Source organism: Clostridioides sp. ES-S-0010-02 (assembly GCA_020641055.1).
Lineage (GTDB): Bacteria > Bacillota > Clostridia > Peptostreptococcales > Peptostreptococcaceae > Clostridioides.
The window spans coordinates 2,213,837-2,226,701 of the sequence record CP067345.1; the positions used below are offsets into that span (position 1 = coordinate 2,213,837).

Below are 12,865 nucleotides of genomic sequence, written 5' to 3' on the forward strand. Positions count from 1 at the left end.
TTTAGGAGAAGGCTTAATTTTAGGAGGAAATTTAATGAAAATAAAAAAATTCTATGATTATCATTACATAAGTAAAAGCTTTTTTATCTGACTTTATTTATGGAGTATTAATTAGCATTAAGAAACTTTAGAGTTACATTAAATCAAGAAAGTAGGTGTAAATTTGAAAATTATATTAAAATATATCCTAACAAACATTAAAGAACGAAAAATAAGAACAGCAGTTATGTTGCTATCCGTAATTTTATCAACAGTTTTACTTTTCGTTTCCTTTTCAATTGGATTGTCTTATGAAAGTGCACAGAGAAAAATGGCAAGAGGTATGGCTGGGACTGCAACAATAGCTGTTCAAGGTACAGGTTCAAATAAATTAATTAGTTTAGAAGATATACCAGATTTACATTCCATAAAATCAAAAGTCGGAATATTAGAAAGCTCTGCTGTTTATCATGAAGATGGATATTATGAATCATTCGATATTATAGCAGCAGATTTACCACAACTAAACAAAATTAATAAACCACGATTGGTAAATGGAAATAATATCACTGATTTTTCTGGTGATAAAATTATTCTTCCAGACCGTTTCACATCAAAATATAAAATTAAAAAAGGTGATTTAATCAATTTAGAAATTTATAGTAAGCCTTACACTTTTGAAGTGGCTGATATTGCTGCATATGACACAGTCTTTTTGAGACATACAAGAGGGGTAAATGCATTAATACCTAAAGACACGCTATCTAAAATTTTAAATAAAGAAAGTGGATATACAAAAATTTTGATAGAGCCGAAAAACGGCATAACAACAGAAAATTTGATAAATGAATTATCAGAAAAAATTTCAACTAAAGAATATAAAGTATCAAATACTGTAAATGAAACTCAGATAATTGCAGATGCTAGACAGAAAACAATGCCATTTTTCCTAATAAGTTTTTTTGCATTAACTATGAGTATTTTTATTATATATAGTAGTTACAAGGTAATTACATTAGAGCGTCTTCCAATCATTGGAACATTTCGAAGTATTGGTGCTAATAAAAAAACAGTAACTAATATTTTACTATTTGAAAGTATATTATATGGAAGTGTTGGAGGGTTACTTGGAATTCCGATTGGTATAGTTGTTTTAAATTTTATGCTTCATGGTCTTGGTAATTCTCTTGAACAAGGTATATCAATTCCAACAGTAATATCTCCAATAGTAATTATTTCTTCTTTTTTAGTAGCGATAATTGTTTCTCTACTTAGTTCATATATACCTATAAAAAAGACTAGTAAGTTATCAATAAAAGATGTTGTTTTGGAAACGGTGGAAGAAAAGAATATTTCAAATCGTACTATATTTTGTATAGGTTTTATAGTACTTTTTTTATCTATTCTACTTCCAAGGATAACAACTGAAAATACTTTGTATTTAGCTGGAGGATTTTCGTTATTAGGACTGATTATATCTACTATTATTCTAATTCCTATTTTTACTGATACTATGTCTACAGTATTTGAATTTATTTATGAAAAGATTTTGGGAAATGAAGGTAAATTAGCTGCCAGAAATATGAAGAATAATAAAAATATCACACAAAACATTACATTACTATTTATAAGTATTTCTGCTGTAATTGCAATAAGTGTTGTAGGAAGTTTTGTCAAGACATATATAGGCGATGTATTTCGTGATGCCAAGTTACAGGGATTCGCAGATGGAAATATGAATCAAGAATTTATTGAAAATGTTAAACACATGGATGGAATTAAAAAAGTTTTACCTATCTATGTTATGAACAATGAAATATCTTGTGACAGTATAAAATTTTCAAGAGTAGAAGCAACTGATAATATAAAATCATATAGTTCTATGTTTGCAATAAATTATACTAATTCTCATATGAAGGAAGTAGCAATTAAATCTTTTGAAAAAGAACGCTCTATTATTTTAAATGAAGATACACTTAAAAAAACAAGTTTCTCTGTAGGGGATAAAATAATTGTATCTGATGGTGATAAAAAGGTTTTTTACACAATAGTTGGAAGTTTTAAATCTCGCGCAAATGATGTAGAAGCTGTTATACCATCTCGTTATGCAGTTAGTGATTTCGATAAAACTACATATGGATTTTTAGCTTACACAGCAGTCAATCCAGATGTGATTATGATTCAGATAAGAGATTTATTTGGAGATACATCTAATTGGAGTCGTACTGTTGAGGAATTCAACAATGACTCTTTAAATACTATAAATAGCTTTTTATCTCCTATGAATAATATGACCTATTTTATTTTACTGCTTGCTACAGTAGGTATAATTAATAATCTATTGATAAACTATATTCAAAAGCGACGTTCTATAGCTATGTATAAATCTGTAGGACAAAGTGATAAACAGAATATTAAAATGACTTTAATTGAAGGATTTACATCAGGTTTATTTGGTGCTTTTATTGGAGTATTAATATCTATATTAGAAATTCAGACGATTTTCATAGTTGCAGGACCAAAGATTTCAATGACACCAGATTTAGATTTTAAAACATTCATTTTTGTTGGAATGTTAGGTATTACGGTAACATTAATCGGTTCAGTAGTACCAATTATAAAAGGAAAGAAAATGAAATTAGTAGAAGAAATTAAATTTGAATAAAAATGGAGGATAACACATGAAAGCAAGCTATAAAAGTATAGCAATAGAAGCAAAAAATATTATTAAAGAATTTAAAGTTGATAATACAACTACTAAAGTTTTAAAAGATATATCTTTACAGGTGATGAAAGGTGAGTTCGTTTCTATTATGGGACAATCTGGTTCTGGCAAGAGTACTCTTTTATATATTTTAGGTGGGCTAGATACTCCAACAAGTGGAAAGGTATATATGAATGGAACAGATATATCACATTTCAATGACGATAAGATGAGTATAATACGTCGTAGAAATATAGGGTTTGTATTCCAATTTTATAATTTAATACCTAATTTAAATGTTGAAGAAAATATTATGCTACCTCTATTACTAGATGGGAAAAAAATGAATGATTACAAAAATCAATTAAACGATATTTTGGAAATTGTTGGATTATCAGATAAACGTAAACATATTCCACGTAAGTTGTCAGGTGGTCAACAACAACGTGTTGCAATAGCACGTGCATTAATAGGAAAACCAGAGATTTTATTTGCTGATGAACCTACTGGAAACTTAGACAGTAAGACAGGAGCAGAAATAATGCAATTACTCCGTAAAATAAATCAAGAAAGTGGTCAAACAATAATTATGGTGACTCATTCACCTGAAGCTGCTGGAAGTAGTAATCGTATTATTACAGTTCTAGATGGTGTAATAGCAGAATAATTAATAGATATATTTTGGTAATTTTTATATAATAATTTTAAATATTCTTAAAGATTTCAAGTCTTTTTAGATTGTATAATTTTTATATATATGAATTAGAATATGTTAAATGTGTTATAATATTAAGACAATGAATAAAAAATTATACTCTATGTAAATTATTTTATTTATTGTTTATTAAACATATTATTAGGGTATTTATTTAAGACAATAAAATATTTAAAAGTCTAAGTAATAATTGGTAGAAGTTTTGGCAAAATATACAAAAACTAATTGATTATATACGTTATATGGGTATATAATAGATATTGTTTTAATAAAATACTTGAAAGGGAATGATTTGATGAAAATTACTTTACCAGAAACAGCTATTGATACTTTAAAAAGTATCTTAAAAGACAATCAAGATAAACCTAACAATGTAAGAGTATACTTTGCAGGTGTTGGTTGTGGAGGTCCTTCTTTTGGATTAGCTTTAGATGAGAAAAAAGAAGATGACTTAACTTATGAAGTCGGAGAATTACAATTTGTGATGAGCTCTGATGAATATAGTCAATATGGAGATATAATTATAGAAGATACAGGATTTGGATTTAGAGTAATTCCAGAAAATATGAAAGATCAAGGTGGAGGAGGATGCTCTGGTTGTTCAGGGTGCCACTAGAATTGATTTTTTAGTATATTGAGAACTCTCTTTGATAGAAATAATTTTCTATTCTAAGAGAGTTCTTTTTATTTTTAAGTAAGATAATGTATAATAAAAAATGTATTTTACTAATTTTTATATGTAAGGAGAATTTATTGTGAGAAGAAGACGAAAAAAAGGTGCAGATGAAAAACTTTTAAGTTATACAGAATATGTCTTAAGAGAAGATATAGACAAGTTAAAGGGCAAATGGAGTATAAAATTTGGAAATGATAATCCAATACATGTTGAATTTGGAACTGGAAAAGGTCAATTTATTACAACCTTGGCCAAGCAAAATCCTGATATAAACTATATTGCTATGGAATTAAAGGAAGAAGTACTTTTAAAGGCTGTTGAAAAAGCTGATGTTTCTAATTTAAATAATATATTATTTTTATGGGCTGATGTAAGTGATATTCTAAATTATTTTGAATCTAAAGAATTATCTAGGATTTATATAAATTTTTGTGACCCATGGCCAAAAAATAGATGGAGTAAAAGAAGACTTACTCATTCTGGATTTTTAGAGATGTATAATAATATTTTAGAAGATAATGGAGAAATTCATTTCAAAACAGATAATGAAAAATTATTCGAGTTTAGTTTAAATGAAATTGCTGCAAATAATTGGCTCTTAAAGAACATTTCTCTTGATTTAAGCAGTAGTGAGTATAAAAATAATGTTACAACAGAGTATGAGGATAAATTTATGTCACAAGGAATGCGAATATTTAGATGTGAAGCTAAAAAACGTAACTAGTAATATGTTTATAAGTTTAATAGTAGAAATTTATGCTAATTTATATTAATAAAGTGTACGAAAGTAGGCATATATAACAAGGAAACAGAGCCCTCTCATAGAAATTAATTTACTATGTAAAAAATTTTGTTTTATGTGGGAGGGTGCTATGAATTTAGCTAATTTAATACCATTTCTTATTTCTGCGACGGCTTTAAATCCAATAAATTCAAACGATAAGATTTTAAGTGAAAACCAACTTAAAGATATTTTTCCTGATGCTAACCTGAGAGCAGTTGTAAAGCGATATGTAAATCCAGATGAAATGACTATAAGTAATATAAAGGCTTTGGATGGTGAATTTTATGCAACTGGAGAAAATATTTCAAATTTAAAAGGTATATCATATCTTGAAAACATAGACAATTTTATTTTTTGGAACAATAACATAAAGGAACTTCCTAGAGAAATACTAGGTCTAAAAGATATGGACTCAATTAATCTTGCAAATAATTATTTAATTAATGATAATACAGTTAATTCTCTTTCAAATAATGGTGTAGATGTAAATTGTGATTTGAATTTTATTGATACAAAAGATAATCAATATAAATTAGATTCTAAATACCATAATATTGACATATCAAAAGGCGAGAGTATTGATTTGAGAAAAATAGTTACAAAGAAAATTGATAGTTATTACAAATACTGGGAAGTAACTAATAGCCTTCCGAAAGATTTAAACTTTGTGGTATCTGTAAGTGATAAGAGTATACTTTCATGTAAAGATATGATTATTAAGGGTAATAATAAAGGGCAAGCAGTAGTGAAAGTTATACTAAATGACAAAGATGATTTAAATACATCTCAAGAAGTTTTAATCACTGTAAATGTAAAATAACATAAAATAAAGTGTATATTTATACAACTTATTTAATTATTATATTTTTAATTTTAATATTAAATCAAAACAAAGGTTGCTAGTAACAAGGCACTAATATTAATGTTTTGTTACTAGCAACCTTTAGATATCTATAAATAGATTATCTAAAAAATCCCATTTCTTTTGTTAGTAGACCATATTCCTATTAAAATTATCAATGAATATACTATATACAAAACTATTCTTATATACTGAACATCTAGTCCAAAAAACTCAATATTACTTTGTGAGGTATGCAACATCACAAGTACTGCAGATATACCAATAAGCAAAGGATTAATTACTATTTGCTTATCAGTTCTTAAAATCATTATTTTTCCCATCCAAATTATCGATAATATAAAAAATAAAACTTTAAGACCAAACTCTAATGTATCTACCAAAGCGAAAACATCCCTTCATTTATAATAAATTTTTCAGCTTAATCAAATATAAAACCCTAATATAACTTTTTAAACTTGTACTAAATCCGTATAAGATAATTTAATTAAGTTCTATAAAACTTTATCTACATTAATATATACTACACTATACTTTGCATTTCTTAAATATAAATTATTAAAATTAATAAAATTTTGTTCATGAGTGTATAAAGATATATTTCATTATTTAAATGCATATCATTATATATACAGTTTTAGGAGGCGAGGTATATGGAATCTAAATTTTTTAATTGGTACACTCAATCCTTAGGAGGAACTTTTGGTATTATATCATGTATATGTGCTTATTTAAATGGATATATGTTTGTTTATACAAATAGTGCTAGCAGTTACTTTGAAAGTATAGGATTTTTAGGAATAATTTCAAGCTATGTATTACTTCCACTTTGTATGCTAACGTTGATTTTTGGAATTATACGTTCTTATACTCCAGATACATCTGATAAAAGTATTTTTGATATACCATTTTTTACTTTAAATAAACGATTGATACTTGTTACAGTAGTTTTTGGATTTATTGGTGCTAGATTTTATTTTATAATTCCTGCAATTTTAATGACTTTTAACTTATATAGTAGTATTTTAATCACTAAATTAAAAGATATACTATATAAAAACAAAGAAAATGATACTAATATGAAAGAAAGCGAAGTCTAAATTGCATAATTTTGGTATTTGTCTTAAAAATTCCCGAGGTATTAATTTGTATTTTATTGTATTTTGCAAAATATATTGAATTTTATTCATTTTATACTTATAATTTATATTAATAATGGAAAATTAAAACAAAAGAATTTACTGGTTGTTAATTTAAAATTAAAATATATCTGAATGTGTTGATTCTATAGTCAGCACTTTTTCTTTTATAAATTTGCTTTTTGTGATATAATATTAGCACCAGGTAATAATACAAGGGGGTAACAACATGAACATCAATGAAATTAAGGAATTATTAAAGGTCATAGACTCAACTAACTTAGAATATGTAAAGCTTGAAAGTAGTGATTTTAAATTAGAAGCATCTAAAAAAACTGAAGTTACAAGCTCACCTGTTTTAAGTGTACAACAAGAATCGGTAGTAGATCTTTCTTTAGAAAAGCCATTTGTAAACGAGGAACCTGTAGTATCTAATGAGAATTTATCAATAGTAGTAGCTCCTTTGATGGGGACATTCTATGATTCTCCAAGTCCAGATGCAGAAGGTTTTGTCAAGGTTGGCGATGTAGTTGAAGAAGGTGACACTTTATGTATATTAGAAGCAATGAAGCTAATGAATGAAATAACAAGTGAAATTAAAGGTGAAATAATTGAAGTATTAGTTGATAATGAAGAACTAGTAGAATATAATCAACCTTTATTTAAGATAAAACCATTGTAGTAGGAGGTATTTAAGTTGATAAAAAAAATACTAGTTGCAAATAGAGGTGATATAGCAGTTAGAATCATCAGAACGTGTAAAGAACTAGGTATAAAAACTGTCGCTATCTATTCTGAAATAGATAAAGATTGTTTTCATAGATATATAGCTGATGAATCTATTTGCATAGGGCCAAACAATATAAGCAAGAGTTATAATAACATAGAAAATATTATATACCTTGCTCTTAAATTAAAATGTGATGCTATTCATCCAGGTTTTGGCTTTTTATCAGAAAACCCTGAATTTGCAAAACAATGTGAAGAGAATAATATTATTTTTATAGGTCCAACAAGAGAACAAATGATTTTGATGGGAGATAAATCTAGAGCGAGAGAAACTATGATGGAATTAAATATCCCTGTTGTTCCTGGTTCAGAGTCTGTTTTAAAAACTAAGGAAGAAGCTTTAGAAGTTGCAAGAGAAATTGGCTATCCTGTTATGATAAAAGCCTCAAGTGGAGGCGGTGGAAAAGGTATGAGAATCGTTAGAAAGGAAGAAGAGCTTTTTTCAAATTTTGATATGGCAAGTTCAGAAGCTTTAGCAGCATTTTCTAATAGCGATTTATATATGGAAAAATTCATAGAAAATCCTAGACATATAGAAGTACAAGTATTTGGTGATAAACATTCAAATGCAATACATTTAGGTGATAGAGATTGTTCTATGCAAAGAAGAAATCAAAAAGTAATAGAAGAGTCTTTAAGTCCATACCTTTCAGATGAAGAAAGAATAAATCTTCATAAAATTGCAGTGGATATAGTAAAAGGTGTAGGTTATATTGGTGCTGGTACTATTGAATTTATAGTTGATAAAGATAAAAACTTTTATTTTATAGAGATGAATACAAGAATACAAGTTGAACATCCAGTCACAGAGATGGTAACAAATCTTGACCTTATAAAACTTCAAATATCTATAGCTAATGGAGAAGAAATACCTTTTAAACAAGAAGATGTTGTTTTTAGAGGTCATGCTATTGAGTGTAGAATAAATGCTGAAGATTCATCAAATAATTTTGCTCCATCACCAGGTAAAATAGAGTCATTAAATTTACCTGGAGGTTTTGGCGTTAGATTTGATACTTTTGTATATACAGGATATACTATACCACCTTTATATGATTCTATGATAGGTAAATTAATATGTTGGGCTGAGACTAGAGAAGAATGTATAAATAGAATTTATAGAGCTCTAGATGAAATTATTGTAGAAGGTATTAATACAAATGTAGAATTCCAAAAGGCACTTGTAACAAGTGAAGAGTTTAGAAAAGATACTCATCATACCAAATTTATAGAAGATGTCTTTATGAAGAAAGAATTTGCTACATTATAAGGAGTAAATAGATTATGATAAAAAAATTTTTATCATCAAAAGAATCTAAGTATGTTACGATTTCTTTAGATGACAACTTTAAAAAGAATAGTGTAGATGATAAATTTTGGACTTATTGCAAAGGATGTAATAGTCATGTATTTAGAAAAGACATAGAAGAAAATTCATTTGTATGTCCAAAATGCTCAAGACATTATGGTTTAAGAGTTCGAAATAGAATAAATTTATTGATTGATAAAGGGACTTTTATGGAATTTAATTCTGATATAGAATTTCAAAATCCATTAAACTTTCCTAAATATAAAGAAAAAGTAGACTCTTATAAGGAAAAAACGAATGAGTCAGAAGCTGTTGTCACAGGTTATGGAAGATTAAATGGAATTAAAACAGTTATTTGTGTAATGAATCCTGATTTTATGATGGGAAGCATGGGTTCTATTGTTGGAGAAAAAATAACTTACTCAATAGAATATGCTGCCAAAAACAATTTACCTATAATTATTTGTTCTGCTTCAGGAGGAGCTAGAATGCAAGAAGGTATGGTATCTCTTATGCAAATGGCAAAGACTTCTCAGGCACTTGCTAAGCTTGAAGAAAAGTCATTACCATATATATCAGTTTTAACTGACCCTACTACTGGAGGCGTAACTGCTAGTTTTGCTATGCTTGGAGATATTATAATTTCTGAACCAAATACATTAATCGGTTTTGCAGGACCAAGAGTAATAGAACAAACAATAAATCAAAAACTTCCTGAAGGATTTCAAACTTCTGAGTTTTTACTTGAAAAAGGTTTTATTGACATGATAGTAGATAGAAGAAAAATGAAGGAAGTATTGTATCAAATTCTTGCTATGCACAAGAAATAGGGCATAAAGGAGGAACTGTTTTGATTGAAAATAATAATGATAAAATAAAAGTCTTGGAAAATGATATCAAACAATTAATAGCTATTTCTGAGGCAAATAACATAGATTTAAGTGATAAAATAAATTCCCTTAATGAAAAATTAGCAAAGCTTAGAGAAGATGCCTTTTCACATCTATCACCATATGAAAAGGTAGTGTTAAGTAGAGATATAAAAAGACCTACAACTTTGGAATACATAGAACATATTTGTTCTAATTTTTTAGAGCTTCATGGAGATAGGCTTTATAAAGATGACCCTTCTATAGTTGGAGGAATAGGGCAAATAGGAAAATTCAATGTTACTATAGTTGGTCACCAAAAGGGAAGAGATACTAAAGAAAATATAAAAAGAAACTTTGGTATGCCTCATCCAGAAGGATATAGAAAAGCGTTAAGACTTATGAAGCAAGCTGAAAAATTTGACAGACCGATAGTGACATTTATTGATACATCAGGAGCATTTTGTGGTCTAGAGGCAGAAGAAAGAGGACAAGGAGAAGCTATTGCAAGAAACTTACTTGAAATGAGTAAACTTTCTGTTCCAGTAATTACCTTTGTAATTGGTGAAGGTGGTAGTGGAGGAGCTTTAGGAATTGGAGTAGGCAATGATGTGTGTATGTTAGAACACTCAGTTTATTCTGTAATTTCACCTGAAGGTCTTTCGAGTATCTTATTTAAAGATTCATCTAAAGCAAAGGAAGCTTGTGATGTTATGAAACTTACAAGTAATGATTTATATGATTTAAAAATAATAGATAAGATTATAAAAGAACCTCTTGGTGGTGCACAAAAAGATGTAGAAGCTGTTTCAAAGGAAATGAAGTCTTATATTTTAGAAAGATTAAATCATTATAAAGATATGCCTAAAGAAGAAATAATGTCTCAAAGGTATAATAAATTTAGAAATATTGGAAAATGCTTATAGAATATAAAGAAATTTGTAGATTTTTCATTATAAAATGGTTTTAAAAAATAAAGGTTTTCTTAAATCTATTATAGAAGTATATTTTTATAAAAGTATACTTTAAATGATGATTGTAATTAGTAAATGGCAATTGTGATTTAGTACTTTAGGTAATGGATACTTTAACAAATTAACAAGGAGATGTTGAAATGGAAGTACTAAAAGTTTCATCAAAATCTAATCCTAATTCTGTAGCTGGAGCTTTGGCTGGAGTACTGAGAGAGCGAGGTATTGCAGAAATACAAGCTATAGGAGCTGGAGCTCTAAATCAAGCAATAAAATCAATTGCAATAGCAAGAGGATTTGTTGCACCTAGTGGAATGGACTTAGTGTGTATTCCCGCATTTACTGATATAGAAATCGAAGGTGATAAGAAAACTGCCATCAAACTTATAATTGAACCTAGATAATATATCTTTTTGTTAGAATTTAATCAAGTTTTAAAGGTTGACTATGGAAATGATGTCCTGTAGTGAACCTTTTTTACTTCGATATATTTTATTTTATATAAATTTTAATGTATAATCTTAATTAAACAAATAAGTTTGAAGGAGATGTATATTATGAAATTAAAACTATTTTTAGAAGAGTATGCAGTATGTAGATTAAATAATAACAGTAAAATACCAACATGGATAGATACAGAAAAATTTTACTCTATAACTAAAACTGATGATGAATTGAGCATTGTATGTTCAAATAACAATATTCCTTCTGATATTAAGTCAGAAAAAGAATGGAGAATACTTAAAATCTTAGGCCCTTTAGATTTTTCACTTATAGGAATTTTATCTAAGATAAGTGGGTTATTAGCTGATAATAAAATAAGTATATTTGCAATTTCTACATATGATACAGATTATATTTTAATCAAAGAAAAAGATATAAAAAATGCTTGTAAAATTTTAAACTGTAATGGATATGAGATAGAGTAGTTGAATACTTAAATGCGAGGTCATAGTTTATGATTCATATAGTTGAGATTTTTAAAATAAGTATAATAAATATCTTTTGTTTTATAGGAATATTTATTGTATTTGGATTGATTTTTAGTATTATAGAAAATTTAAATAATAAATATATCTTTTTATCTTTTGGAAAAACTGGTGTCATTGTAACTGGAGCTATAGGAACTTTTGTACATGAATTGAGTCATTTAATAATGTGTTTGATTTTTATGCATAAAATAAATTCAGTAAAATTCTTTAGACCAATTGAAAGTAAAAATGATGGAGTATTAGGATATGTAAATCATAGCTATAAAAAAGATAATATTTATCAGAGTATAGGAAATTTTTTTATAGGAATCGCTCCAATTATAGGTGGAACAATGATAATTATTTTACTTTTTAGAATACTATTACCAGATAGCTATATTAAAATAATACAAAGCATAGATTTAAGGTTATATGTAAGTATGATTAATAACTTTAATATAGCAGGTTTTACACAGATTATTTTAGATGATATTTTTAATTTTGTAAAAATAATATTGTTAACGCCTGATATATATTCATTAAGATATTTTATATTTATGTTTTTAATGTATTCAATTTCCACTCATATGTCACTTAGTAGTGCCGATTTAAAAAGCAGTTTAAAGGGTTTGAGTTTTATAGTTATAATTATATTTGCAATTAGTTTAATCATATACTTATTTGGGCTTAATAGCTTAAATATTTCTAATTTAATAGTGAAGTACAATATATTTATAAGTTTTTTTATGACAATAGGTGTTATTTTTTCAATAGTAACTCTCATAATATCTTATATTTTAAGTTTGGTAAGTCCATTTAAAAATTTTAATTAAGATATTAAATCTTATACTATTTTACTTTCATTGAAAAGATAGTAAAATTCAAAATTGAAAGAGAGTTTAATAAAACATAAAATTTCTCAATATATTTTAGTAAATACTTATTAAGTATATATTGAGAAATTTAAAAAGAGCATTTGAATTCAACTAGTCTTTAAATGTGGATTTAGGGAATAGTTAGTGCAAAAACCAATTAGAGCACTACTAATCTCTTAAAAAATACATTAATTGATTAAATTAAATATTTATGCTAACATA

General features: G+C 26.9%; 14 protein-coding genes. 13 read left to right on the forward strand and 1 reads right to left on the reverse strand.

Going from position 1 to position 12,865, the window contains the following annotated elements:
• Positions 1-163: 163 nt before the first annotated feature.
• The 5 genes from JJC01_10020 to JJC01_10040 all read left to right on the forward strand — a co-directional run bounded on the left by JJC01_10020 (position 164) and on the right by JJC01_10040 (position 5,678).
• Complete coding sequence (locus JJC01_10020) at positions 164-2,644, forward strand: ABC transporter permease (protein ID UDN56537.1); 2,481 nt, start codon at positions 164-166, stop codon at positions 2,642-2,644.
• A gap of 16 nt (positions 2,645-2,660) precedes the next feature.
• Positions 2,661-3,350, forward strand: a complete 690-nt coding sequence (locus tag JJC01_10025) for an ABC transporter ATP-binding protein (GenBank protein UDN56538.1) — start codon at positions 2,661-2,663, stop codon at positions 3,348-3,350.
• A gap of 343 nt (positions 3,351-3,693) precedes the next feature.
• Complete coding sequence (locus JJC01_10030) at positions 3,694-4,014, forward strand: Fe-S cluster assembly protein HesB (GenBank protein ID UDN56539.1); 321 nt, start codon at positions 3,694-3,696, stop codon at positions 4,012-4,014.
• Positions 4,015-4,153: 139 nt separating this feature from the next.
• Complete coding sequence (gene trmB / locus JJC01_10035; GenBank protein ID UDN56540.1) at positions 4,154-4,798, forward strand: tRNA (guanosine(46)-N7)-methyltransferase TrmB; 645 nt, start codon at positions 4,154-4,156, stop codon at positions 4,796-4,798.
• A 133-nt stretch (positions 4,799-4,931) separates the two neighbouring features.
• Positions 4,932-5,678, forward strand: coding sequence for a hypothetical protein (locus tag JJC01_10040; GenBank protein ID UDN56541.1), 747 nt, complete (start codon positions 4,932-4,934; stop codon positions 5,676-5,678).
• 146 nt (positions 5,679-5,824) lie between these two features.
• Here the strand turns inward: JJC01_10040 and JJC01_10045 are convergent, their stop codons facing one another.
• Positions 5,825-6,103 (reverse strand): hypothetical protein, encoded by a 279-nt coding sequence (locus tag JJC01_10045; protein ID UDN56542.1) that lies wholly within the window; start codon positions 6,101-6,103, stop codon positions 5,825-5,827.
• A gap of 270 nt (positions 6,104-6,373) precedes the next feature.
• Between JJC01_10045 and JJC01_10050 the strand changes: the two genes are divergently transcribed.
• The 8 genes from JJC01_10050 (at position 6,374) to JJC01_10085 (ending at position 12,601) form a co-directional block, all read left to right on the forward strand.
• Positions 6,374-6,820, forward strand: a complete 447-nt coding sequence (locus JJC01_10050) for a hypothetical protein (GenBank protein ID UDN56543.1) — start codon at positions 6,374-6,376, stop codon at positions 6,818-6,820.
• Positions 6,821-7,088: 268 nt separating this feature from the next.
• Entirely contained in the window at positions 7,089-7,541 is a 453-nt protein-coding gene (gene accB, locus JJC01_10055; protein UDN56544.1) for an acetyl-CoA carboxylase biotin carboxyl carrier protein, read from the forward strand.
• A 15-nt stretch (positions 7,542-7,556) separates the two neighbouring features.
• Positions 7,557-8,918: an acetyl-CoA carboxylase biotin carboxylase subunit gene (gene accC / locus JJC01_10060; protein UDN56545.1), complete on the forward strand. Its 1,362-nt coding sequence runs from the start codon at positions 7,557-7,559 to the stop codon at positions 8,916-8,918.
• Positions 8,919-8,932: 14 nt separating this feature from the next.
• The gene (locus tag JJC01_10065) at positions 8,933-9,787 is read left to right on the forward strand and encodes an acetyl-CoA carboxylase carboxyltransferase subunit beta (protein UDN56546.1); all 855 of its coding nucleotides are present in this window, start codon (positions 8,933-8,935) and stop codon (positions 9,785-9,787) included.
• Positions 9,788-9,807: 20 nt separating this feature from the next.
• Positions 9,808-10,752 carry an acetyl-CoA carboxylase carboxyltransferase subunit alpha gene (locus tag JJC01_10070; GenBank protein UDN56547.1) on the forward strand — a complete coding sequence of 315 codons (945 nt, stop codon included), beginning with the start codon at positions 9,808-9,810 and terminating at the stop codon, positions 10,750-10,752.
• 188 nt (positions 10,753-10,940) lie between these two features.
• Positions 10,941-11,201, forward strand: a complete 261-nt coding sequence (locus tag JJC01_10075; protein UDN56548.1) for a stage V sporulation protein S — start codon at positions 10,941-10,943, stop codon at positions 11,199-11,201.
• A gap of 153 nt (positions 11,202-11,354) precedes the next feature.
• Positions 11,355-11,726 (forward strand): ACT domain-containing protein, encoded by a 372-nt coding sequence (locus tag JJC01_10080; protein ID UDN56549.1) that lies wholly within the window; start codon positions 11,355-11,357, stop codon positions 11,724-11,726.
• A 29-nt stretch (positions 11,727-11,755) separates the two neighbouring features.
• Positions 11,756-12,601, forward strand: a complete 846-nt coding sequence (locus JJC01_10085; protein ID UDN56550.1) for a hypothetical protein — start codon at positions 11,756-11,758, stop codon at positions 12,599-12,601.
• Positions 12,602-12,865 lie beyond the last annotated feature (264 nt).